Raw genomic sequence first — 24,432 nt, forward strand, 5'->3', positions numbered from 1 at the left:
TTGACCCCCTTGGCGGGGTAATCGGCGTCCAATTTTGACCCCCCTCAGATTTCATCTGACCATCCGGCTTTTGGCGGCGGATGGAGTGGGAGTTGAAGCGAGTGGATACTATTGCGCGTGTTCGACGGGCCTTCCATGTGCAGGGCTGGTCGGTGAAGAAGATCGTCCGGGAACTGCATGTTTCGCGCAACACGGTCCGCAAGATTTTGCGTTCCGACGAGACCGATTTTACCTATGAACGAGAGCGACAACCGCTGCCGAGGATCGGAGCGTGGAAGGCCGAGATCGAGCGGTTCCTGACGACCAACGAGGGCAAGCCATCGCGCGAACGGTTGACGCTGATCCGGATTTACGAGGAGGTTCGGGCACTCGGCTACGACGGCAGTTATGACGCGATCCGGCGATACGCCAAGACCTGGGCGAAGAACCGGGGAGCCATGACGGCGGAAGCCTACGTGCCGCTCTATTACGCGCCGGGTGAGGCCTACCAGTTCGACTGGAGCCACGAGATCATTCTGATCAACGGCGTGACGACGACCGTCAAGGTTGCTCACGTCCGGCTCTGCCACAGCCGGATGATGTTCGTCAGGGCCTATATGCGCGAAAGCCAGGAGATGGTGTTCGATGCGCACGACAAGGCCTTCGCCTTCTTCCGTGGCACCTGCACGCGCGGCATCTACGACAACATGAAGACGGCGGTCGAGGCCGTATTCGTCGGCAAGGAGCGGCAATACAATCGCCGTTTCCTGCAGATGTGCAGCCATTATCTCGTTCATCCCGTGGCCTGCACGCCCGCATCAGGCTGGGAGAAGGGGCAGGTCGAGAACCAGGTTGGCCTCGTGCGCGAACGCTTCTTCACTCCACGCCTTCGCGTCAAAAGCCTGGAAGAGCTGAACGTATGGCTGCTCGACAAGTGCATCGCCTACGCCAAGGCGCACCGCCATCCCGAGCAGACCGAGCGGATGATCTGGCAAATGTTCGAGGAGGAGCGCGGCAGCCTCGTCCATTACGTCGGGCCGTTCGACGGATTCCACTGCGTCCCGACCTCGGTGTCGAAGACCTGCACGGTCCGCTTCGACAACAACAAATACTCCGTCCTCTCAACTGCGGTCGGCCGGCCGGTCGAGGTTCACGCCTATGCCGAGAAGATCGTCATCAGGCAGGACGGTGTGAACGTCGGTGAGCATCCTCGTTGCTTTGGCCGTGGCGAGACGATCTACGATCCCTGGCATTATGTCCCTGTTCTGGCACGCAAACCCGGTGCTTTGCGCAATGGTGCGCCGTTCCGTGAATGGGTCCTACCCACAGCGATGGAGAAAGTGCGCCGGCGGCTGAAGAGTGTCCATGATGGTGATCGGCAAATGGTCACCATTCTCGGATGCGTTCCCGCCGACGGTCTGGCGGCCGTCGATGCTGCCTGCCAGGAGGCTTTGGATCACGGCGTCTGCTCGGCCTCGGTGATCATCAACATTCTGGCCCGGAGCCGTGATCCGGCCCCGGCCGCAACCCTGCAAACCCCGGATGCGCTGCGGCTTACCCATGAACCGGTCGCCGACTGCGCACGGTATGACAGCCTCAGGAGGGCAAGCTGATGGAACGCACACAGGTTCTCGAACTGATGAGCACGCTGAAGCTCTATGGAATGCGCGGCGCTTACGACGAGGTCATGGGCAACGGCATCAAGCGGCAGCACGAACCGCCGCGCATCGTCGGCGATCTCTTGCAGTCGGAGATCGCCGAGAAGCAGGCCCGCTCCATTCGCTACCAGCTCAGCATTGCCAAGCTGCCGCTCGCCAAGGACATCGACGACTTCGACTTCGCCGATACGCCCGTCAATGAACCCCTGGTGCGGGAGCTGTCGACCGGCACCTTCGTCGCCGATCAGCGCAATGTTGTCCTCGTCGGCGGCACGGGAACCGGGAAGAGCCATCTGGCCATCGCGATTGCCCGCGCACTGATCCGCAACGGAACACGCGGGCGCTTCTTCAATGTCGTCGATCTGGTCAATCGCTTGGAAACGGAAACGCGCAGCGGCAAGCAGGGGCGGACGGCCGACTACCTCAACCGTCTCGACTTCATCATCCTTGACGAACTCGGCTACCTGCCGTTCGCCCAGGCCGGCGGCCAACTCCTGTTCCATCTGATCAGCAGGCTCTACGAGCGGACTTCGATCATCGTCACCACGAACCTGGCCTTTGGAGAATGGCCGACGGTGTTCGGTGACGCCAAGATGACGACCGCGCTTCTGGACCGTCTCACCCACCACTGCGAGATCGTCGAAACCGGAAACGAATCCTGGCGCTTCAAGAACCGCTCTCAAAGCTAAAGCCGAAGACGATCATCACGCGCACTTGGCCTACCCTCTGCAACCCCGGCCAGCGCCGGGCAGGCCAAGCGCTGATCTACAGCATATGGGGGGTCAAAATTGGACGCCGATAAGGGGTGAACTTTGGACGCCGATTGACAGTGACCGTTCTCGACTGTGGCGTCCTTTGAGTGGGGAACGACCGCCGTCAGGATCCCGAAGAGTTGGAGACTGAGGTCTTGTTGTAGATCGCTCCTCCGCTATGTCGATAGCTGGAGGATGTCACATGCCAACGCACGACAAACACTTCCGCATGCTTTCGGAAGCGGTACAGGCTTGGTACCGCTATTACGAGGTCGAACCCGACGACCAGGCGTCGCAAACCTTGTGCTCGGCCGCCATCGAGTTCTTCAACGAAGGCGCGAGATCGTTAGAGGATGTCACGACGCTGCTCATCGGCACCTATGTCGGCAGGTGGGCAACACGTGTAAACGCGCCGACGTCGGCTGCCGTTCACTGACCTGCCCGATTGACTGCATAACCAGGCTTCGCCCTGAGCATTCTTAATCGATCGACAGCTTCCAGCCGACGGCCACGACCTCACTGGAACCGAACTCGCCTCGCGACGCCATCTTCTGGAAGGGCTGGTGCCGGCAGGCGGCGAAGACGCCCTTCGACTGTCCGAGGAGATCGAGACGGACGGAGAGGTTCTCCTGCGCATCGCCTGCGACCACGGGCTTGAGGGGATCATCGCCAAGCGAAGGGACGCCACCTATCGACCCGGTCGGCTGGGTGAAGATCAAATGTGTCCAGAGCGATGGCTTTTTAATCATTGGGCATGAGAAGTCGACGGCGTCATTGCGGGCATTGGGCGGCTGCTGCTCGCCGCGCAGAGGAAAAGAGCTGGTATGTGGGGGGAGTGGGAACCGGCTTCAGCGAATATTCTGCGGGTGAGTTCCGGAAACAGATAGACAAACTGACCATCGGCAAGCCCCCTGTCGATACGGACGGAAGTGAAATGCGGTCTTCGTCGATCCGAAGCTTGTTGCCGAGATCAAATATCGAGCGTGGACGCACGACGGGAAGCTGCGGCACGCGTCATTTAAGGGGCTGCGCGACGCTGCTGATAACGCAGGCGTTTATGAGGTGCAATAATTCGCCGGCGCCGCTACGACCCGTAGCGGCCAATTCACGCCCGCGATGGGCTGAAATCCGTCCCTGGTCGCTGAATGAGGTTGCAGTTTACAATTTCTTCCGGTCCTCCTGCTTAGGTGTGATTATCCGCACGAAGCGATAGAGCCATGGAACCGGCTGGAAACCTGCGACACGACATCGAAGCGGCACTGCAACGTCAAAACTTGACGGGTTGGCAGCGAACGTTTCTTGCCGACATCCACGCTCGCCTTGAGCGTTCTGGCGGAAATGCTCGCCTCTCAACAGTGGCGAAAGACTTTCGAGATTCTAAGGCAGCGCGCTCGGCCCGCCCCATCGCAATCCGCGGTCGTTCCCTTTCCCCGATCTCGCCACCAGCCCAAGAAAATGTTCGTCCCCAGTTTTGGTAGAGCAGGCAGACGGCTGGCCATTGGGCTCCTGATCGTTGCTGCTGTGGCCGTCGCACAGCAGGTATCCGATTTGGGAGGGCAATTTCAGTCAACTCCGGCACAGCGAGGACATCTGTGGCCCAGGAATTCACGGTGACCGACGGAGACACCGTACACGTCGTTGGCGATGCCGCCGGAACACGTTTGGTGGGCTTCAACACGCCGGAGAAGTTCTCGCCCCAATGCTAATATGAGCGCCAACAGGGCGAGCGGGCGTTGGCGCGGCTTCGAGAGCTGGTTGCCGGCGGCAGCACCGAACTGAGAAAAGTCGCGTGCTTTTGTCCGCCGGACACCGAAGGTACGAAGAAATGCAACCATGGCGCCCTTTCGGGATGCTGTTGGTTGACGGGAAGGATGTCGGCAGCATTCTGATCAGCGAAGGCCTTGCAGTACCATTCGTCTGCGGCCGCAAGAGCTGTCCTCCGAGGCCGAGACCATGGTGCAAGGCATAGCCGACGAAATCCGGTGGACCCGTTGGATAGTGAGCGCCTTATGACGACCATCGAAAAAAGCGCGCCCCTGACTCCTTTTTTGAAAGGAACGAAATGGGAACATTCCTGAGGCGCTCTATTCCATCTCGAATACGGAGGATCCGGCATGCCTACGGTGTTGTTCAGACACGACCAAGACATCTCGCTTAATGATGTACTGAAGATTGCAGTAGAACGTTGCAGGCAGTGCTATGAAGTGTTCGCGGAAGATGGTTCGAGGTCTCGTCGGACGCTATGTCGCGGCGAGCGCGGGACGTGTCTGATGCCCTCGATTTCAGTGAAGAACCATATTTCTCGCCGGAGACGACGAGGAAGGTTCTTAAGCTTCGCAATGCGGTGTGGGGTATGTGCTTCGACTATCTCGGTGAATGCGGCCACCTGGGCAAATCAACCGACCTTCTCAGGATGGACCAGGACCTGGAATACGTCGTCGAAAAACTCGTCATCTACCACCTGTCTCCTCAGGAGATCGAAGAGGCTGAGGCCGAGTAGGCGCATGAAGGCCAGTTGTTTCGCTGATCTTGGCATCGGCGACGACACGGAGCCTCGGGGCAGCATTTGACATCTCTTCATACTTCAAGATCCGGACAATTTTGATATTGCAGTTTCTGAAGCGATGCCTCGAGGTCGAGCTTGAAGCCGGTTGCGGCGTAGTCAAACGAGACGTCTCCGAAAGCGGACAGGCTCGTATTGACCAAGCGGGAGCCGAAGCCCTTCTTCTTTGGGGCTTCCACGGCTGGGCCACCGCTCTCTTGCCAATGGAGATTGAAGCGATCGTCGCCGACATTTTTGCGCACGGACCACTCGATCTCGACAGTTCCTGTATCCCCTGATAGAGCCCCGTACTTTGTCGCATTGGTGACAAGCTCATGCAGCACGAGGGCGAAGCCAAGAGCCGCTTGCGGGTTCAGGCTGACTGCCGGACCGCTTGCTTTGATGCGGCTCGGTTCAACGCCGAGATTCACCGCGGTCGCTTCGATGATCGTATCGACGGCTGCGGATAACCAGTTCTTCTGCAGCAAAATATCGTGCGCGTTTGCATATGCCTTGATGCGCGACGAGATCGACTGCTCCGCGGCTTCGATGCTGGCGGCGTTCCGGAATGACTGGTTGGTGATCGCCTGAACGACTGCCAGCGTGTTCTTGATGCGGTGAGAAAGTTCGTGCATCAGGACGCGCTGTCGCTCCTCATTTTCCCGCTGCTCGGTTCGATCCCTGAGGATCTTCACGAAGCCTTCGAGTTCGCCATCATCCGATCTCAACGCCATCATCTGGCCCGACGCCCAGAATAACGAGCCGTCCTTTCGAAGGTGCCAGCGCTCATCATCTCCATGGCCCTGGGTCAGTGCGGCGGTCATTTCCCGTTGAGGAATGCCCGCCGCGCGGTCTTCCTCAGTGAAAATAACGGCCACGGGATGGCCGACGATTTCGGTCTCATCCCATCCGAGAATTCGGCGGGCACCCTCATTCCAGGTGATCACTCGGGAGTCGAGATCCAGGGCGATGATCGCATATTCGATGGCACTCTGAAGGATTGCTTCGAGAAAGCGCTCCCGAGCGCGACTGGAGGTGGAAATGGGGTTCATGATTTTATTCTGCGCCTGATCCTTCCGGTCGCGCAAGCGGAATTGCCTTACCTCATCCCATACAGGCGCAATGACAACGCCATCGAACCGTGACTCCCGGACGGGCTGGTCGGGAAGCCTGCCGCATAGGCCAAGTCGGTCGATCGTCTTTTAGGAAAAAGACGGCGTGCGACGTTATCGGACCTCTTATTGAGCGTGGAAGGATGACGACCCAATTTGACAAAGACTTACCTTCGGTATCGTCAGAAGCAGCCTTGGCCGACCGGAAAGAACTTGCGGCGGTCGCGTTCGAACGAATAGGATGCCGATGGTCGTCAATGACGCGCGCAAGCCGGATCTGCCGATCGGGCTGGCCTACAGATCATTCCTCGAGCTGACCGGTTGCGCCGCCGGAGAGGTGCTGGGCCGGAATTGTCGTTTCCTTTAGGGCCCGGCGACGTCTCCGATCGCCGTCGCCGAACTTCGCGCTGCATCGCCGACGAGCGGGAGGTGAGCGTCGAGATCTTGAATTATAAGAAGAACGGGGAGCAGTTCTGGAACCGCTTGCATTTAAGTCCCATCCATGGGGACGACGGAAGGATGCTTTATTTTTCGGATCGTAAATCGACATGACGGAGTACCGGCGGATAGAGGCGCTGGAAGCGTCCGAGCATCGGCTGCTGACGGATCGGCCACCGGTCGAAGAACGTCCTCGCCATCGCGGACAGCATTGTTCGCCTCACCAACGCCGACGATCCGGCCGGAGGCGGGCAAAGAGGGCGAGATTGTAAGCGACCACCGATGACCAGACATAAGCCTTGAAGTGGTCGAGCCCACGCCAGGTGCAGCGCCCCAAGCCACAAGCGCGTTTCAAACATGAGATGCCGGCCTCGATGCCGGCGCGGAAGTTTCTGAGCTTGCGATAGACCCCGGCTACCGACCATATCTTCGATCTTGAGGCCGCACTTCTTGTGGAAGGCCATGTCGCGGATGCCGCAGGCTTTGGCTCGGCTCAAATTATCGCGGCTGGCATAGCCGGCCCTGATGCGGCGCCTGGCCATAAAAGGCGATGTGGCGTTCCAGCATCGGCAGCAAACGCTTGCTGTCTGCCGGTTGCCGGTTTCGACGACGAGGTCGAGGACCAGTCCGCTTCTGCCGGTGGTCAGATTGAGTTTGTGGCCGTAGTCGACGTCGCGGCTGCCTTCGACGATGATGTCGGCATGCGGCTCGAAGAGGCTCACCAGCTTCTCGCCAGCCGGCACCGGCTCGCCGGCCAGGACCCGCCGTTCGGTCTGGCCGATGATCCGGTCGATCAGCAGCTTATAGTGGCGGGGCTGGGTCTGCCACAGTTCGCCGGCCGGGCCAGCCGTCAGGGGCAACTGTTCACTCGCCTGCTGCAGATAACTCAAGGTCGTGCGCGTGATCTTGAGCAGTTCGCGGTAGTGCTTGATCCGTTTGGGGCGGCCGCGGGTATTCGATCGCTCGAGCCCGCTTCTTTGCCGCGCGGCGGTGGTCGTGCCATGGGATGGCTCTACCCAGTGCCACGGCCTGCTGCAACAGCCGCACCGTCACCCGGACAGCGTCCCATAATAGGCTACGGTCGCTCGGCTCATGGATCAGTGCGGCGGTGACGTGCTGTCGACGCGCACGACCTTGCCACTTTCCAGCTTCTCCTGCCGGGCGCTCGCCAGCAGCACCCTGCCAGAATAATTTTGCCCTGCGAGGAAAAGCAAAATTCGTGCGTGTTTGTGCCTGTGGTTCCCGAGGTTGCGAGTGTCGCGGCATTCAGGATAGAACGAGCGAGTTCCATCTCAGTGTGCTCCAAGCATTGGCGGCGACGAGGAGGCTGCTGCAGCAATGTTATACGCAGAGGACTTTGGTCGTCAAAGCTAAAGGTGACATTCAAAACGACGATCGTTTTCTCAGATGCCACCCGCTTTTCAATTGGATGCTTGGCAGAGGGGAATTGGACGCGGCGGTGGTGCTGGATGATCCTGCTTATATCTTGCGATGATCGGCTCCAGCCGCTCTTTCGGCCAGAACTGCGGAGAGCCGATCTCGCCAAGGCAGGTAGCGTTCCAGTATGATCCAGCGCTTACTGGCGACTTGCCCGATGTCGTTGCCCGGCCGACCGCGGCGATGTCGCGCGCCTCCGGGTAGATATAGAGCGTCGTCGGATTATCCTTGACCATCGACAAGACTTCCGGGGTCTCTTCCGGCGACCAGCTGGTGCATCCGTCGCTTCGCCCGCCCGCATAGGTGACCAACTTCCCGACAGGGACATAGCCTTTCCGATCGGCATATGGGCTCTCCGGCTTTTTCTGCATGCAGATCCCAGAGACGAGCGCCGCAGCATGCCCGCCGATGGCGCGTTGTCTGGCGTTGGCGGTATCGCCGATCCCATCGAATTGAACAAACGAGCGGGTCAAAACCGCCTCTCTGTTAGAAGGCGCCAGATAATAGCCTTTGAACGAGGTCTTGATCTCGCTTGTCAGATACGCGCCGGCGGTCAAGTTTGAGTCCAGCGCGTTGCCAAAATTCTTAGCGCATTCCCGGCCGTTGGAGAAGTTGACCACGCCAGGGAGGTTGAGGCCGCCACCATGCCCTGCCGAGATCACCCGAAACGACTGCTTCGCCTCGCAGATCACGTAGAACCGGCCAACTGTCAGATCGTTGGGTCGTGTCGCATCCATTGCGAAGTAACAGGCGTTCTTGACCGTTCCCTCCGCGACCTTCTCCAGATATAACCTCCGCGCCCGCTCCAGAACCACGCGCGTGATCTGGCCTTTCCCGTCGCCGACGTAGTCTGCTATCCAAGCCGGGAAAGGCGAACTCTTGCCCGCGGCACGTGCGGGAGTTGATCCGGACAGCATTGGTGCCAGGATGACCAACCCCGTTGCTAGCAAAAGGTTGAGCCTGGAACGCATCTGGTGCTCTCCGTGATGTAAACAAAGACCTGAATGACATCGATCATCATGACAGAGGCGACAACGAGGTTCGATAGTTCGCAATTATGCCTCGACACTCCTTAACAGCGCACTTCCAATCGGGTCGCAACAATCTGCGAGTAGTCTGTGCCCACTGGATCGTTGAAGAACATCGTCGTCAGCATCGCCTGATTTTCGGAAAGGATTTCTTTCGAGCCAGGCCTGACGACTTTGTGAGTGCAACCGCTAAAGCCTTCGCCCGAGATTTTCAGATCGGCATCGCTGGCAAAATCGAGAGCAGTATAGAGTGTCGGATCATAAACGCCGAAAACAATCAATCCTTTGAGCGGCGTCTTGGCCATTGGCTTCTGTGCGAAAGACAGGGTGAGGGAGCCGTTCTCATAGGTCCCATGCAGGATGTCCGGCTTCGCAAGCGCGAGTGTTTTCCCATTGATCGTGATGTTCATATAATAGTTGTACTGCGCAAGCGACTCCCGGACTGTTTTGGCGACGGCAGCAACTTCCGCAGGGTCGAGGGCATTGTTGCGGTTCTTGTCGTAGTCGAGCAGCACTGACGACGAAAACACCTCATCGAACTGCCATGTGTCGCGCAGCTCCTGGAGGCTTCCATCGGGCGCCGCGACCGCCTCGAATTTCGCATCAACGAAGATATGGGGATGGGCGAACGTGTTAGTCGGCATCCCGAGGAGGAGAAGTGAAATTGCCATAGTGGCGTGGCGGCGTTTGTTCGCGAGGCTCATGCTACGTGAGTGTCGAGAAGATTGCGACGGATTTAAGTTTCGATCGCCGTGGTTTACCGGAATGCACCTTCCGCTATTTCGCCGCCGAGACGTTGGTCGAGTTCCTCGTGCTGGCCGTTGCGGCAACTTGGCGATTCACGCCGCCACCGCGCGCCTATCGCTGCGGCAGCACAGCCGGCTTCGACGCATCTTCATTCAGACAAGGCGATGGCAAAAATCATCGTCACGCCCGGGCGCGCTGGCCCTGTCGAGATTGCGGCCTTCCTGATGAAAGGCGACATCGATCCGCTGGACGCCAAGAAGTGACCGTCGTCTTGTCGACCCCCCCTGCGGGAATAGAGCCAATCAAGCGTGCGGCGCGCCAGTGGGAGGATGGCACTTGGCGCGAGAACGTGCCGTTGCGGCAAGTGGAACATCCGTGTCGATTCTCGCGTCAGCGATTTTGAGCTTGCTCGGGCTTCCGGCGAGATTGAAATTGGGAATTGGAATGCCTTCACTGCAAACACACCGGATCTTCGTTTTACGTGGCGCAACTTTCCTCAAACGAACCCGCGCCCGTGCGGTATTTGGCCACATCCTCGCCGAGGCCGGAGCCGGAATAACCGGGTCACTCTCATCACATCAAGGGTGCCTGCCACGAGCAAACGCCTAATAATTGGCGCGAAGCCAAACCGCGTCGGTGACAGGGCACTCACAGTAATGGGCAGGTGCGGCTGTGGGCCGGCAATTGCTTATTTTGACGCGTCGCTTTTGTTGGCATGCGCCTGAATTTGCGTGCATCGCTCGATCAGGTGCTCGAACGGCTCGGAATCGCCGAGCAGCAGGCCGTCGTCGACCATGCGCACGTAATCCTCGCCGAGCGCACGCAGACCTTCTCCGGATGGCGTCAGAACCAGATTGCCGTTGACGGCTGCGGCGTAGTCGATGGGCGAGCGGTCGGCCGCCTTTTCCGCAAAAAACATGGATTTGTGTTTCGCCACGGCATTGGCGAGTTGCCGATCCGCGGATGCTTTGTCGGCGAAACCAGCATCGTCCAGCCGGACGACATCATGCCAGTGGCGGGCAAAACGATCGCCGCGAAGGCGCTCCTGCAGGCAGAAGACATGGATGGCGGTCGCTTTCTCCCAGAACGTCCGCTCCGCGTGCATGACGCGGGGACTCGCTTTCGGAAATTCGACACCATCAACCTGGCCCGACGCGTCACAGTCGATATCGCGGATACTGGCCGGCTCGCCGGTCGACGCGCTCCGAATTCGAGCATGACGCTCGGGGCGACATAGCCGGATCCGCTGCTCACCGCTTCATAGTCGAGGTAGAGCGTATCGTCCTCGAGGCGGATTGCCGCCGGAAGAGATTGAACGCGCAACGCGCCATAACCGGCTCCACCGAGCCCGCCACCCAGACCGGAAGCCGCTTTCGCACCTCGCTGGTCCAGTGTTTCTCCTCGCTGCGGGTTTTCGGCAGTGCTTCGTCATTGTCGCCAACAGTCCGGCGCCAGGGCGCGGATATCGTAGGTCAGGTCGACATCCTCGGAGAACCTTTTGATGACACCGTAGGCTTTCGAAAGCGAGGTGCCGCCCTTGAAGACGAGATGCTCACCGAGCTTGGACGAAAAGAGCGTCTGCAGCGTCCAGACGACCCAGACATCCTTTTCGAGGAGATGAATGGGCCGTCCGCTGTGGTCGGCTGCCACAGCCAAGGCTTCGCGCCGGTCATCTTTGACAAGCTCAGGAATAGATCAGCGATGCGCAGCCCTTCCTACGCTTCTTGCAAGCCAGGTCGGAAACTGCGGAGCCGCCGCCACCAGCTCGCCGAACGCCTCCGGCGGCAGCTTTCGCTTGATCCGCGACAGTGCTTCATCGGCCCTCTCCGGCCCAAGCCATGCAAGTGCGCGGACCGCCACGCCAGCAGGTCGATCGGCCAAGGCCAATTGCCAGCGCGGCACGTGCTTGAGCTCGACCGTCTGCTGTCCAAGGGTCATCGTCCGGCTACGGCCGGATGTCAGGTAGACGGAGCGGACCGGGACCTGGGAGGTCAGGCCCAGGGCATTTGCCGCGGCGGCGCCATTCGAGACGATGACCTCACCGCGCTGCTGCGCCACCGCCTCTACGGCCTGTTCGACCGTCGGCGGCCGACTGCCAAAGCGACTTTTGACGGGCCGCATATAGATACCACGGCCCGCCCGGACGAGCTCGCCACGCTCGGCCAGGCGCGACAGAGCCTGATCCAGGGCGGCTCGATTTCCGAGATGCAAAAAACTCTTTGCCGAAAGCGCGGATCCTTCCGGCAGTCGTTCAGCATGTCCCATGATTTGCTATGTCAGCTTTTGCATGGCATTTCTCTTGTCAGAAATATATGCAAGTTTCTGACAGTTTGCAATGAGAGGGGAAGACGGCGAGCCCGGACGGTGCTGACCAATTTTTATCGGTCAGTGACCCGCTGTCTCTTCACAATCACGATTCATCTATCAGGCCGTCAAACACTTCCACCATCGCATCGCTGATGGCCTTGCCTAGCGCGGCTGCAGCGTTTGCAAGCGCCTCGTCGTCCATATCGCGAGCGGCCATCGCAAAAGCAGTTCCCTCGGACGTTATGATTTCCCGCGCCCGCTCAATTGCCCAAAGGCCGAAGTCGCTGCGGCTGCTGATTTCCACGGTTTCCATGTTGTCCCCTGATTTGTTCGAGAGGACGGCTTATACCGATTTGCCGGACAATGCAGTCTGAAAACCGAGCCCGAGGACCGACTTCGATCTGTCTCGTGAGCGCATTCCCTACGGGAGCGTGCTCTATTGCGCCGCACCTTGGCGACTGCGGTGTCACCAGCATTTGTACTGCGGTATAATTTGGAAGCTATGTGGGGGTCAATGGTTCAATTTTGCCGCTCCGATAGCACCCATTTGTCATATCACTGAAAAACTTCTGACCTAACGAGGCTTTCCGGGCCTCCGTTCAGGGTGCGGCCGTCGATCAGGAGTGACGAAATCATGTTGGAACGTGTTGGCAGCGGATCGAAAGAGGTCGAAACCCTGGTCGTGGACCTCGGCCAGAAAGACGTGACTGGCCGTTCTGCATCGACAAAAACCATCGACGCCGGCGAAATACGCAAGATCGCGCCGAGCGGCAACGGGCAGGCACTCGACATCTCCGCTGCGCGGGGCTTCGTCGGATTTACCCAGAGCAAAAGCGGCGCCACCGCGATCCTGGTCGATGCAAAGGTGAGCACGCCCGAAACCGACCCGGGCAACGATCTCAAGATCGACCTGGACGGCTTGAAAAAGGTTGCCGCTTCCGAATTCGGCAGCACCGTGCCCAATAATATCACTCACCTGTTCAACCCGACCATCGAGGCGATGGCCAACCAGTTTTACGGGGGAGACAGCGTCGAGGTCCGCGACAGGTTCAAGGCCGACGTCAAGGCGCTTCTCGGTCCGCTGCTCGACAAGGTTGGCGCGGGAGAAATCGGCATTGGCGATCTCGCCGGCAACCTGGAGCGCCTGACCTCGCGTCTGATCGCTCCCGGCGGCAAGGAAGTCTGGGGTTACCGTCACGCGGTGCAGACCGCGCTGGAAGGGCTCGTCATGAGCGCCAGCCTCGTCTCGAAGATGCCGGCCAATCCGGACTGGGACAAGAATTTCTCGCCGCTGCCTTCCAGCAATCTCGCCAGCTATTCCTTCAACGACGTCATGGCTATGATCATGGTCGGCACTGGGCTGGCCGGCAAGGAGATCGCCGCCAACGGCTCAGGTGACGGACGCTTCTTCGCCGGCAGCGGCGGCGACGCCTGGATCGCCGAGCGTATGTTCGGCACCAAGGACAATGGCTGGAGCAAGACCATCCAAAATCTCGATCTGCCCTATATCGACAGCGACTATCTGACATCGAGCCTCAAGAAGATGGACCTTGTCATGTCGGGCTCGGATGCCATCGAGCCGGTCGTGGAGCGCCCGATCGACGAGAACGACATCCTGGAAAGCAAGCTGCTGCGCGGCTACGCTCCGTCGACCGCCTATGAGCCGACGCTGAAGAAGCTCGACGAACTCAAATACGGCATTCTCGGCGACGCCGTGAAGGACGTGAGCCGGGATTTCGTCGCGCCCGACAACATGGACCACCTCGACCAGCTGACGCCGGAACAGAAGGCGACGCTGCTCTACGATCTCATCGAGATCAAACAGCAGTTCAATGGCTATATGAACCAGTATGGCGACAGCGTGCCCGATGGCGAGCGCGTCGGCAAGGACCTCGATGCGCGGATCGAAAAGCTGACGGCCGATCCGGCGACGCAGCAGCATCTCTCGGATATCTTCGCGAGCGGCATGAAGGAATATCTGCAACGCCCGGCGAATTCCGATCTGCTCACCAACATCGAAGACGCCTATCTGATCGATATCGGCGGCGGCAAGGCGATCGACCGGGCGCTGAGCGCCGGCAAGAGCTTCGAAGATGCCCTGAAGGATTATTATTCCGAACTCAACACGCTCGTCGATCTCCTGCCCCAGGATTATATCGACGCGCATCTCGACGCCGCGAACGTCACCTTCTCGAACGTCATCAAGGAACATTATATCGGCGACGGCCAGGGTGTCGATCTCGAGCCGCTGCTGTCGGGTCCGGATGACACCTTCGTGCCCGGCGCAACGAATGACGCCATCAGCCAGTTGGCAAACACCTTCGCCGAGGATTTCATCAGCAAAAACGGCCCGGCCGATGGCGGCGAGACGCTGAAACAGAACCTGGCACAGGACATAGCACGCGACGTCGACGGCGTTCTGCGGATGATGCGCGGCGGTATGAAGCTCGACGATGCGCTTGCCTCCTTCAAGGATTCGCTCGATCTGCCGCGCCAGACCCGGACACCTGCCGGCATCGATGCCGAAGTGTACAAGGCCGGTCTGATGCACGCCGTGCAGATGCTGACGATGTCGAGCGTGCTGGTGGCGCGCGGCCTCGGTGTCGGCGGCAAGTGGACGCCGGCCGATATCGCCGCTGCGGTCGGCTCGGCGACACAGATCGTCGGCATGACGATGGAAGGTCTCGGCAAGAACCTCGACGTTGCCGGCAAACCGTTCAGCGCCTTCGGCAATCAGCCTGGCAGCTGGGGCAAGGGGATCTCGATGAACTTCTCGCCGAAGACGATGGAAGCGGCAGGCAAGATCCTCGGCGCGGCCGGCGGCCTCGCCATGGCCGGCCTCGGCTTCTATTCGGCGTCGCGGTCGATGAAGGCCGGCGACCGCGCCAAGGGCGCGCTCGAAATAATCGGCGGCATTGCCGGTACCGGCAACGCGCTCATCGGTTTCTCCGAGGCGATGCTTTATCTGACCAATGCCATGTCCCGTGCCTTTTCCGGACTCGGAACGGTGGCGCCGGAAGTCGTGACCATCTTCAGCAGCGCCGCCAAAACCGGCCTTGCCGCGGCCGGACTGGTCACCGGCCTCGTTGCCTCGGCCGTCGGGCTAGCGCTTGGCCTGTGGGATATGGCCAATGGCGTGAAGAAGCTCGACAAAATGGAAAAGCAGCTGAACGAGAAGCTTGAACGCTACACCGGCGAGTCCGTGCATCTCGAATTTGGGCCAGACCCGTCATTCATCTGGTAGAGGCAGAGGGGCGGCAACGATGACCGCCACAGCCTGGGAAATACCCTGCGACCCCTCGGTAAAAATGTGATTTTTGATCTCCAGGCGCGAGGCCGCTGCATTTTATGCAACCGCGATGTCGCGATCGGGCTTGAATTATCACGCAAAGGTCGATCTTATGCCTAACGTAAGGTAAACGACGTCATCCGCGAAAAGCGGAAAAAGAAAATCAAAGGGAACGCATGTCATCGATCGCACCAGCATCTTCGGATATCGATACGGTTTCATTTCTCCGGCTAAACGCCAATTCCGATCCAAAGTCCGAAAATTCCACGAGCCAGGGCAAAACCACGAGCACCACGGTCAAGAAGGCATCGCCTTTTGCCTCTGACGGGACCACGACGGCAGCCCTGACGATTTTCTCCTCTATATCGGCGCAGACGAGCAGTCCGAAGTTCGTTTCGCTGGCCGCCACGTCGAATGGCACGTCCCGCCCTACCGCGCCGATCCAGCCGGTCATCGATCTCCTGTTCAATTCCGATTTCATGAGCGAGATCAATCAGGGCTTCATGGAAGGGCTGAAGGACAAGGACAAATCCTTCGAGAGCATCGACGTCGTCAAAAACCCTCACAATTACACTGCCGAGCAGAAACTGATCATGTATCTCGATCTGCTTCAGACCAAGGCGACCTTCGGCCAATACAAGGACAGCCTCGGCGACAACCAGCGCGGCATCTACAACGACCAGGAGATCCTGAAGGATCTCGACAAGTCGATCGCCATCCTGGGCTCGGACCCCGACGTCAACTCGCTGATGACGGAGAAGGCGCTGAAGGCCTTCAAGCTGATCTTCTCCGGTTATCGCGTGGCGCCGCCCGATACGAACAAGGACGCTTCCGAGATCATCAACGACACGATAACGCGTGACGAGAAGATGAAGGACCTGCGTACGAAGGTCGAGGATGCCTTTGAGCGCGACATCGTCAATGGCGGCCTGCTGAATGACGGTCTCAAATCCGGCAAGGACGTCACCACCATTCTCAAGGAATATAATGCCGCCCTCGGCTTCTATTCCATGGTGCTTCCCGACGATTTCGTAAAGCAGCGCTCGGCGATTGCCGACAAGACCTATGCCGAATTCTTCGACAAGAACGTGCTGCCGACGATCTCCGATCCGACGACGGCGCTCGATGGCCTGATCCGCATGGGACTGGCCGGCAACAAGACCGAGCGGGAACTGAAGGGGCTCGGCTCCATCCTGCCGGTTATGGATTTCGACCAGTCGCTCGGGCTCGGCGGCAGCCTGTTCCCCGATCTCAAGATCGACCTCGACGGTTTGAAAAAGGTTGCCGCTTCCGAATTCGGCAGCACCGTGCCCAACAATATCACCCACCTGTTCAACCCGACCATCCAGGCGATGGCCAACCAGTTTTACGGGTCAGACAGCCCCGAGGTGCGCGATCAGTTCAAGGCCGACGTCAAGGCGCTTCTCGGTCCGCTGCTCGACAAGGTAGGCGCCGGAGAAATCGGCATCGGCGATCTCGCCGGCAATCTGGAGCGCCTGACGTCGCGCCTGAGCGCACCCGGCGGCAAGGAGGTCTTGGGCTACCGCCATGCGGTGCAGACCGCGCTGGAAGGGCTCGTCATGGGCGCCAGCCTGGTCTCGAAGTTGCCGGCCAATGCCGAGTGGGACAAGAGCGTCTCGCCGCTGCCCTCCAGCAATCTCGCCAGCTATTCGTTCAACGACGTCATGGCGGCGATCATGATCGGCACCGGGCTGGCCGGCAAGGGCATTGCCGCCAACGGCTCAGACGGCGGGCGCTTCTTCGCCGGCAGCGGGGGCGACGCCTGGATCGCCGAGCGCATGTTCGCCACCAAGGACAATGGCTGGAGCAAGACCATCCAAAGTCTCGATCTGCCCTATATCGACAGCGAATATCTGACATCGAGCCTCAAGGACATGGGACTTTCCATGTCAGGCCTGATGAAGACGCTGATGCCCGGCACGGATGTGATCGATCCAATCATCGTCGACGGCAAGACCGCCGAAGAGGCGATCAAGAAGATCATCGCCCCGAGCCTCGACGCGCTGGCGGAAACCCTGTTCAAGGGCAATGCCGATGCCATGGCGCAATACAAGACCAATTTCACGACGATCTTCACCGCGCTTTGGGCGACGATGCGACCGGGCGGCAGCGTCGAAACGATCAAGGCCGACCTTGCCAAGCTGATCGACAAGACCGCGACGGCGGCGCCGGCAGGGGTCGATCCTGTCAAATACAAGGCGGCGCTCTCTTCCGGCGTGATGTCGGTGCTCACCGCATCCCGCTCCATCTATGCCGGCCTCAACATGACCAGCCCGACCTGGGACAGCATCGGCATCGTGGTTCTGCACGCCCTTGGCGCTCTCGCGCACATGGGCAGTGCGCTCGGCTCGGCGATCAAAGCCTCGAATTTTTCGCTGCTGGATGGGATCAGTTCACTCGTCGGCGTTTCCGACGAGCTGGCGCGGGCGCAGCGCAGCGTGCTCTCCGCCTTTTTCAAGAATACCGGGACGACGGTTGGCGCCGTTGCCGGCGTCGCTTGGCTGCCGGTGGAATATTACCAGTTCCTGCAGGGGCTCACCAGTGGCAAGGGCGATCCGGTCGATCTCATCTTCATGGGTATCGGAACCGCGGCGGACACGGTCGGCGCGATCGAGGGCATCGCAGGCGTTGCCAATATGCTGGTGAATTCCACCTTCCTCGGGCGCACGGGCGCAACGGTAGCGCTCGTCTCCGGCGGCTTCTCGCTCGCCTTCGCAGTCGCCTGCGCGGTGTCCTGGGCGGCCTGGGCGGGCTTTGCCATCTACCAGAGCATCAAGCAGGAAAAAGCCTTCCACAAGCAGACCGACATGATGAACGACATGCTTAAGCGCACTGTCAACGACACGGTCGGCATCTACGCCAAGACCGGCCCGATCGTCGGCGCCAAGGGCGGCGTCGCCCCCGCGCCCCGCGACCCGGAACAGCGCGAGCTGACCCCTGAGAACTGGGACGCGATCATCGCCGATATCGAGAAGCGCCGCGGTACGGCGGTGGGCTGATCCGGGACGCTTTCGCAACACCAAATATCTGGGTACTCACAGGCCCGGTTGGCGTAGAGGCAGTCTGGCCTGTGAACATTTGATAGCAATAAATTTAAGTATGAATTTCATGCGCAATCTGGATATCTGCTGCGCTTTACGGATAAAAAACGTTCAATTTTAATATAAAGGTCGATAAAGTTGTCAATGCCGATTGCAAGTTCCGAAAATTAACCATCGGTTAAGTTTAAACAATTGACCGGCCGTTTTTTTATCCATATCAAATCATGCATTCATTTTGATAACTCCTTGATGGAAGTGCTCATATGGCCGTAGATTCAGTGAACTCCGACCTCAACCTGGCGCTCGCAAACCCTGTCTCGGTGGAGCTGACGACCGATAAGACGGGTTCCAAGGACACCACCGGCAGCACGACGAAAAAGGTCGATCCGAACAGCGAGAGCGAGATACTCTCCGCTGCCGTGGACGCGTTTCTGCCAGGCATGATTTCCAACACCCTGATGCTGAACAATTCGCTTTTCAATTTCGCCAAGGAGGCGATCGACGAAGGCAGCGACGAGTAGCGTTCCCGTTCATCGTTTGCAGTTGACGTGTACCGAGTTGAGGAATTGCAATGAGTGGAGAAGAACTTTCCGGCCGCGCCTTCACGCCGCCCGTCGACGGCGTATCGACAGGCAATGTGCTGAAGACCTCGGAGATCGTGGCGGAGCGGATCGGACTGCAACCGGCGGATTTCGCCGGCCTTCGGCCAACCGAACTCACCTCTATTCCCAACACCCAGGGCCGCAAGATCGCGCCTGAGTCCGACGCCGTCCCGCCCTCCTATTCACCGGAAGGCAATACCAGGCCCTCCAGCATTCTCGAACGGCTGTCGGCATTCTTCATGCCCGTGGCCGGGAGCGGCCAGCCGGAGACGCCGCTGGTGCGATTTGCCGCGGACAAGGATCACAGCGGCCCGAAGATCGAAGACATCACGACATCGATCGACCGGCTGGAGAAATCACAGCAATTCGCAACCGGCACGACGCTGCTGTCGTCACTCACCCAGTCGGTGATGTCGTCGTCCAAACGGCTGACGCAGGGCCAGTGAATATCATGATCTCATCGGCCCTTGCGAGATCATCGATCTCTTCGCCCGCGCGCAAAGTCCTTCCGAAGGCCGCCATGCTCGCCCTCTGCCTGTTCCTCGCCGCCTGCAGCCAGGACGTGCTGACGGGACTCGATCAGCGCGATGCGCTGGATGCTCAGGTCCTGCTGGAACGCGCCGGCATCTCCGTCACCATGAAGAGCGAAAAGGGCGGGACCTATGCGATCATCGCTGAATCAGCCGATCATGCCCGGGCGATCGAGTTGCTGGCGGGCGCCGGTCTGCCGCGTCAGTCGTTCGGAAATGTCGCCGAACTCTTTCCCGGCAACGGCTTCCTTGTGACGCCTTACGAACAGAAAGCCCGGATGAGCTACGCCATCGAGCAGCAGCTTGCCGAAACGCTTTCCGGGCTTGACGGCGTGGCGACGGCGCGCGTCCATGTGGTGCTGCCGGAGGAGAACGGCCGCGGGCTCATCAAGGAGAAGGCGAGGGCGGCGGCCGTGCTGCAATATCGCCCCGGCGCCAATCTCAACGAGATCGACATGAAAAGCCGATCCGTTCTGGTCAACAGCATCCGTGATCTCTCTTACGAAGATGTCTCGGTGGTGGTCAGCCCCTGGTCGGAGGTCGGCGCGCCGGCGGCTCCTGCCACAGCCGCAGCGCCCGCCCCAGCAGCACCAGTGACGCCGGCACCCGCTGCGGCGCCATTCTCGATGGTGCAAAGCGCTCTCTCGGCTTTCAAAGGCCCCAATCTGGCCGTGATCGGCGCCATCATCCTCGCCATCGGGGCATGCCTGCTGCTGCTGTTGCCGCAGCGGAAGGAGCGCTGAGCATGCGCACGCCGCGTTCGGACGGCGAGGCGATCTCGGATGCCGCGAGGATCCGCAGGGCAGCGCTGCTTTCCGCGGATATGCTGCCGGCCGCCCGATGGGATGGGACCGCGCCGCTCCTTGCCGATGGGTCTACCCTGTCACCGCGGCTGTATCGGCGGCTTTTCACTGAGATCGCGGAAGCCCATGGCGACCCCGCCACATTTGCCGACGGCGCCCGCCGCCTGATTTCCATGGACGCGGGCGGACGCGCAACGGCCGCGCTCCGGGCGGGCCTCGCCTATCATCTCGCAGCCTTCTGCCCCGCGGTCGATCGCCCGACCCTTGCGAGGCTCAAGGCCGTCTACGGCGAGGAAGCGGTCGCATTCGCCCTCGGCCACATCAATCTTTCCACGGCAACGCCGCCGCTTGATCTGTTGAGCGAGCAGGCAAGGCATGTCGTCGAGGCCGATGGCTGGTCGATGCTGGCGCTTCTGGCAGACGAATACCGGATCTCTGCGGCATGGCGGTGGGCGGGCTGGCGCGACATGGCCGAAAACGGCTCGGCTTCCCTCTTGAAGAGCCCGGCGCTCGTTCTGGCGACGGCCGCTGTCGACGAGGTCGCCTCCATACAGGAAGGCGCCGGACGATGAGCTCGGGATTTGCGCGCCACGACCGCATCATTCCGGCGGAGAGTTTCGGCCAGATCAGAGAGGCGGCGCAAATTCTGGAGGCTGCCCGCCACGACGCCGCCCAATCGCAGGCGACACTTGCCGCCGCCAGCGAGCAGGCCGCCCAAAACGGCTATCGCGACGGGTTCGAACAGGGCGTTCGCGATGCCGCCGCACGGCTTGCCGCCTCGCTCGGAAAAGCCGAACAGGAAATTGCCAATCTCGACAGCTGGGTCGAGGCGGTGGTTCTGAAATCGGTCGGATTGATCCTCGGATCGATGGAGGCCGACGAGCGCACGAGGCGATTGGTCCGCCACGCCATATCCCAGACCGCTGAGGCCCAGGAGATCGCCCTGCATGTCGCCCCCGACGATGCCGCCATGATCGCCCGGGCAATTGCGGATATCGATCACCGCATCACTATCGAGACGGATCCGCTGATGTCTGCCGGCGAGATTATTCTGGAGACGTCGGCGGGACGCAGCCAGATCGGCTTGAAAGACCAGCTCGCCACCGTGATCGAGGCCCTCGTCCATGGTTGACGCGTTGCTTCGGATGGAGCGGAGACTCGAACAAACGGACGTGCGGCGGCAGAGCGGGCGCGTAAAGAGTGTTTCGGGCCTGCTGGTGCGGGCGCTCATCCCCTCGGTCAGGATCGGCGAGCTTTGTGAACTGCATGAGCCGGGCCGAGGTCGCATCGGCCTTGCCGATGTCGTCGGCATCGACGGCGAGACGGCGCTTCTCTCGCTTCACGGCGAAACCCGCGGCATCTCCCTGCGCACGGAAATCGTCCCGACCGGCCGGGAACCGGCCGTCTCCGTCGGCAATTTCCTGCTCGGCGCGATCGTCGACGCACACGGCAATATCCTGCGTCCCTCCGCCAACCCCGCCGGCGAGGACGCGCGTTTCCTGCAGCCGCTCTACGGCCAGCCGGTCGATCCTCTGTCGCGGCGCCCCATCCGCCAGCCGTTTACCTCGGGGATTGCCGCCCTGGACGGATTGCTGACCTGCGGCCAGGGCCAGCGCATCGGTATTTTCGGCGCGCCTGGCGCCGGCAAGTCGACGCTGGTGTCCCAGATCGTCGCCAACAACAAGGCCGATGTGATCGTCTGCGCCCTGGTCGGCGAACGCGGACGCGAGGTCGGCGAATTCGTTGCCGGCAACATGCCGGAAGGCGTCCCCTCGAATGTGGCGTTGGTTGTCGCCACATCCGATCGCCCGGCGCTGGAGCGGTTCAAGGCGGTGATGACGGCAACGGCGATCGCCGAATATTTTCGCGAGCAGGGAAAACATGTGCTGCTCGTCATCGATAGCGTCACCCGCATGGCCCGCGCCTTGCGCGAAGTGGGGCTTGCTGCCGGCGAACCGCCGGTGCGACGCGGCTTTCCGCCTTCCGTATTCGCCGTCTTGCCACAGATCTTCGAGCGCGCCGGCAACAGCGCAAACGGCACGATGACAGCTTTCTATACGGTCCTCGTCGAAGGCGAAGAGCAGGACGATCCGATTGCCGAAGAAACCAGATCGCTGCTGGACGGCCATATCGTGCTCTCCGACAAGATTGCCAGGGCGGGCAATTTTCCGGCGATCGATGTGCTGGCCAGCCGAAGCCGGACGATGAGCGCGGTGGTGAGCGAGAGCCATCGCCAGGCCGCCGACAGGCTGCGCGCCCTGCTGGCCCTCTATGACGAGGTGGAACTGCTGATTCGCGTCGGCGAATATCGCCAGGGGCGCGATGCCGCCGTCGACGAGGCCGTCGCCAAACACGGGCTCATCCAGCGCTTCCTGTTTGACGGCCAGGGCAAGCCGCAGCCGTTCGGCGTGATCGTCGAAGCGATCGAGGAGCTTGTCCGATGAATATCGCAGCGACCGCATGGCCCCGGTCATCGATGGCCGAGAGCTTCTTTTCCCGTTCCGACACGATGATGCGCGCCGCCTGGCAAATTCCGGTCCGGGAGCAGACGCTTTCCGTTCGCCCACTGTCCCCCGATATCGCAGCCGCGCGGATCGTCGATCCGGTCGGTCTTCTCTGCCGCATCGGCGAACGGGAGCAGATGCTGATTGCGTCGGCCGGCGCATTGCGGTTGCTGGCCGAAAGGCTTGAACCGCTGCTCCTCTGGGAAAAACTGTCGCCGCATGAACAGGCGGCGGTGGTCGAACATCAGTTCGTCGAGGCCTTCGAGGCAATCGAGAACAAGATCGGCATCAGCCTGTCGCTGCTGCAGATCGGCGTGGAGCCGCAGCCGGATGCCAGCGGCAATTTCGGCTTCGAAATCGGCTGGAACGGCATGAGCCTGCCCTTGAGCGGCCGCTTCGACGAGGCTTTTCTGAACGGGCTGGTCGGCTGGGCGAGCCGCCTGCCGCGCCGCACGCTCGATGCCCTGACGACGACCGTCGGCATCCGGCGCGGTTATGCCGTGCTGTCGGTCGGTGAGATCAAATCCCTGCGATTGGGGGACGGCATCGTCATCGATGGGGCGGCGCCGGAGACCGTGATCGCGATCACGGGTGAACGTTACCTTGCAACCTGCATGCGATCGGACAAAGGCGCGGTCCTCACCCAGCCGCTTCTGTCGACGCCAACCGGACCAATGAGGCATTTCATGACGAATGAAACCGTCGATCAGGAATTGCAGGGCGAGCCGCGTCCGTCGCCTGTCGACAGCATCCCGATCAAGCTGGTCTTCGATGCAGGACGGCTGGAGCTTCCGCTTCGCACACTCGAGACGATCGGCGAAGGTTATGTCTTCAATCTCGACAGGCCGCTGACGGATGCCGTCGATATCATCGCCCAGGGCCGTGTCATCGGGCGGGGGGAAATTATCTCCGTGGATGGATTGAGCGCCGTTCGCGTGACAATGCTGCACGACTGATGGAACAGACCTTTCCTCTTGCCCAGAGCCTCGTGGCGATGGCGGCGATCTCGATGCTGCCGGTCATTGCCGTGATAGCAACCTCCTTTACCAAGATTTCGGTCGTTCTCCTGATCGTGCGCAATGCGATCGGCATCCAGCAGACACCGCCGAATCTCCTGGTCTTTGCGATCGCCATCGTGCTCTCGGCCTTCGTGATGAACCCGGTGCTGCAGAACAGCTGGCAATTGCTGCTCGCCCATAGCGGCGATTTCGCCACGGTCAGTGGTATGGCGGACGGCATGGTCAAGGTGGCGGCACCGCTGAAGGATTTCATGCTGAAATTTTCCGATGCCGAGGTCCGCGACTTTTTCGTCCAGGCATCGCAGAAAATCTGGGCAAACGCACCGGTTAGCCCGATCGCCTCCGACGACATCACCGTTCTGACGCCGAGCTTCCTCGTTTCGGAACTGACGCGGGCATTCGAAATCGGATTTCTGATCTATCTGCCCTTCCTGATGATCGACTTCGCCGTCTCCGCCATTCTCGTGGCGCTCGGCATGCAGATGATGTCGCCGACGGTGGTTTCAACGCCGCTGAAGCTGCTGCTCTTCGTCTCGATCGACGGCTGGCGGCGACTGCTGGAAGGTCTGGTGCTATCCTATGCGCAGTGAGCAGCCTGCCATGACGAACGCACCGGTTCGGGT

Annotated in this window: 19 protein-coding genes and 5 pseudogenes; 16 read left to right on the plus strand and 8 right to left on the minus strand. The window is 60.4% G+C overall.

The window, feature by feature from the left end:
• Nucleotides 1-92: 92 nt before the first annotated feature.
• The 5 genes and pseudogenes from istA to AMC88_RS33770 all read left to right on the plus strand — a co-directional run.
• Nucleotides 93-1,586: pseudogene (gene istA, locus AMC88_RS25585) on the plus strand (IS21 family transposase); the annotation flags it as partial.
• 5 nt (nucleotides 1,587-1,591) lie between these two features.
• Entirely contained in the window at nucleotides 1,592-2,326 is a 735-nt protein-coding gene (istB, locus tag AMC88_RS25590) for an IS21-like element helper ATPase IstB (protein WP_064818141.1), read from the plus strand.
• A 265-nt stretch (nucleotides 2,327-2,591) separates the two neighbouring features.
• Nucleotides 2,592-2,825 (plus strand): hypothetical protein, encoded by a 234-nt coding sequence (locus tag AMC88_RS25595; protein WP_016737406.1) that lies wholly within the window; start codon nucleotides 2,592-2,594, stop codon nucleotides 2,823-2,825.
• Nucleotides 2,826-2,892: 67 nt separating this feature from the next.
• A pseudogene (locus AMC88_RS32370) lies at nucleotides 2,893-3,460 on the plus strand (ATP dependent DNA ligase); the annotation flags it as partial.
• A gap of 1,192 nt (nucleotides 3,461-4,652) precedes the next feature.
• Entirely contained in the window at nucleotides 4,653-4,889 is a 237-nt protein-coding gene (locus AMC88_RS33770) for a hypothetical protein (RefSeq protein WP_158464442.1), read from the plus strand.
• 77 nt (nucleotides 4,890-4,966) lie between these two features.
• Here AMC88_RS33770 and AMC88_RS25610 read toward each other — a convergent pair whose 3' ends face one another.
• On the minus strand, nucleotides 4,967-5,983 hold the full coding sequence (locus AMC88_RS25610; protein WP_029532363.1) for a sensor histidine kinase: 1,017 nt from the start codon (nucleotides 5,981-5,983) through the stop codon (nucleotides 4,967-4,969).
• 203 nt (nucleotides 5,984-6,186) lie between these two features.
• Here AMC88_RS25610 and AMC88_RS33310 point away from each other — a divergent pair.
• Nucleotides 6,187-6,724 (plus strand): annotated as a pseudogene (locus AMC88_RS33310) (PAS domain-containing protein); the annotation flags it as partial.
• On the opposite strand, the pseudogene AMC88_RS25615 reads toward AMC88_RS33310, so the two are convergent.
• From AMC88_RS25615 to AMC88_RS25650, 6 genes and pseudogenes are all read right to left on the minus strand, one after another.
• A pseudogene (locus tag AMC88_RS25615) lies at nucleotides 6,702-7,662 on the minus strand (ISNCY family transposase); the annotation flags it as partial. The pseudogenes AMC88_RS33310 and AMC88_RS25615 overlap by 23 nt on opposite strands.
• A 240-nt stretch (nucleotides 7,663-7,902) precedes the next feature.
• Nucleotides 7,903-8,889, minus strand: a complete 987-nt coding sequence (locus tag AMC88_RS25620; protein ID WP_064820003.1) for a hypothetical protein — start codon at nucleotides 8,887-8,889, stop codon at nucleotides 7,903-7,905.
• A 101-nt stretch (nucleotides 8,890-8,990) separates the two neighbouring features.
• A complete protein-coding gene (locus AMC88_RS25625) occupies nucleotides 8,991-9,650 on the minus strand; it encodes a DUF1007 family protein (protein WP_016737409.1) in 660 nt (219 codons plus the stop codon).
• Nucleotides 9,651-10,381: 731 nt separating this feature from the next.
• A pseudogene (locus AMC88_RS33915) lies at nucleotides 10,382-11,396 on the minus strand (nucleotidyl transferase AbiEii/AbiGii toxin family protein).
• A complete protein-coding gene (locus tag AMC88_RS25645; protein WP_225884183.1) occupies nucleotides 11,389-11,958 on the minus strand; it encodes a DUF6088 family protein in 570 nt (189 codons plus the stop codon). The pseudogene AMC88_RS33915 and the gene AMC88_RS25645 overlap by 8 nt, the downstream one beginning before the upstream one ends.
• A 145-nt stretch (nucleotides 11,959-12,103) precedes the next feature.
• Entirely contained in the window at nucleotides 12,104-12,313 is a 210-nt protein-coding gene (locus AMC88_RS25650) for a hypothetical protein (protein WP_064820004.1), read from the minus strand.
• Between the two features lie 321 nt (nucleotides 12,314-12,634).
• Here AMC88_RS25650 and AMC88_RS25655 point away from each other — a divergent pair, with 321 nt between their 5' ends.
• Nucleotides 12,635-15,244: a hypothetical protein gene (locus AMC88_RS25655; RefSeq protein ID WP_064820005.1), complete on the plus strand. Its 2,610-nt coding sequence runs from the start codon at nucleotides 12,635-12,637 to the stop codon at nucleotides 15,242-15,244.
• A 208-nt stretch (nucleotides 15,245-15,452) separates the two neighbouring features.
• On the opposite strand, the gene AMC88_RS34170 is transcribed toward AMC88_RS25655, so the two are convergent.
• The gene (locus tag AMC88_RS34170; protein WP_004672580.1) at nucleotides 15,453-15,743 is read right to left on the minus strand and encodes a hypothetical protein; all 291 of its coding nucleotides are present in this window, start codon (nucleotides 15,741-15,743) and stop codon (nucleotides 15,453-15,455) included.
• A gap of 25 nt (nucleotides 15,744-15,768) precedes the next feature.
• Here AMC88_RS34170 and AMC88_RS25660 point away from each other — a divergent pair, with 25 nt between their 5' ends.
• The 9 genes from AMC88_RS25660 (at nucleotide 15,769) to sctR (ending at nucleotide 24,399) form a co-directional block, all read left to right on the plus strand.
• Nucleotides 15,769-18,309 (plus strand): hypothetical protein, encoded by a 2,541-nt coding sequence (locus tag AMC88_RS25660; RefSeq protein ID WP_225884182.1) that lies wholly within the window; start codon nucleotides 15,769-15,771, stop codon nucleotides 18,307-18,309.
• A gap of 305 nt (nucleotides 18,310-18,614) precedes the next feature.
• Nucleotides 18,615-18,872 carry a hypothetical protein gene (locus AMC88_RS25665; RefSeq protein WP_008534237.1) on the plus strand — a complete coding sequence of 86 codons (258 nt, stop codon included), beginning with the start codon at nucleotides 18,615-18,617 and terminating at the stop codon, nucleotides 18,870-18,872.
• A 50-nt stretch (nucleotides 18,873-18,922) separates the two neighbouring features.
• Nucleotides 18,923-19,399, plus strand: coding sequence for a hypothetical protein (locus tag AMC88_RS25670; protein WP_064820006.1), 477 nt, complete (start codon nucleotides 18,923-18,925; stop codon nucleotides 19,397-19,399).
• Nucleotides 19,396-20,226 carry a type III secretion system inner membrane ring lipoprotein SctJ gene (sctJ, locus tag AMC88_RS25675; protein ID WP_046977177.1) on the plus strand — a complete coding sequence of 277 codons (831 nt, stop codon included), beginning with the start codon at nucleotides 19,396-19,398 and terminating at the stop codon, nucleotides 20,224-20,226. Before AMC88_RS25670 ends, sctJ begins: the two co-directional genes overlap by 4 nt.
• 2 nt (nucleotides 20,227-20,228) lie before the next feature.
• A complete protein-coding gene (locus tag AMC88_RS25680; RefSeq protein WP_046977178.1) occupies nucleotides 20,229-20,858 on the plus strand; it encodes a hypothetical protein in 630 nt (209 codons plus the stop codon).
• Nucleotides 20,855-21,418: a type III secretion system stator protein SctL gene (sctL, locus tag AMC88_RS25685; RefSeq protein WP_046977179.1), complete on the plus strand. Its 564-nt coding sequence runs from the start codon at nucleotides 20,855-20,857 to the stop codon at nucleotides 21,416-21,418. Before AMC88_RS25680 ends, sctL begins: the two co-directional genes overlap by 4 nt.
• Nucleotides 21,411-22,730, plus strand: a complete 1,320-nt coding sequence (locus tag AMC88_RS25690) for a FliI/YscN family ATPase (RefSeq protein ID WP_046977180.1) — start codon at nucleotides 21,411-21,413, stop codon at nucleotides 22,728-22,730. The genes sctL and AMC88_RS25690 overlap by 8 nt, the downstream gene beginning before the upstream one ends.
• Entirely contained in the window at nucleotides 22,727-23,746 is a 1,020-nt protein-coding gene (locus AMC88_RS25695) for a FliM/FliN family flagellar motor switch protein (protein WP_046977181.1), read from the plus strand. The genes AMC88_RS25690 and AMC88_RS25695 overlap by 4 nt, the downstream gene beginning before the upstream one ends.
• A complete protein-coding gene (gene sctR, locus AMC88_RS25700; RefSeq protein ID WP_046977182.1) occupies nucleotides 23,746-24,399 on the plus strand; it encodes a type III secretion system export apparatus subunit SctR in 654 nt (217 codons plus the stop codon). Before AMC88_RS25695 ends, sctR begins: the two co-directional genes overlap by 1 nt.
• Nucleotides 24,400-24,432: the final 33 nt, after the last annotated feature.

The sequence above is a fragment of the Rhizobium phaseoli genome (genome assembly GCF_001664385.1).
GTDB lineage: Bacteria > Pseudomonadota > Alphaproteobacteria > Rhizobiales > Rhizobiaceae > Rhizobium > Rhizobium phaseoli.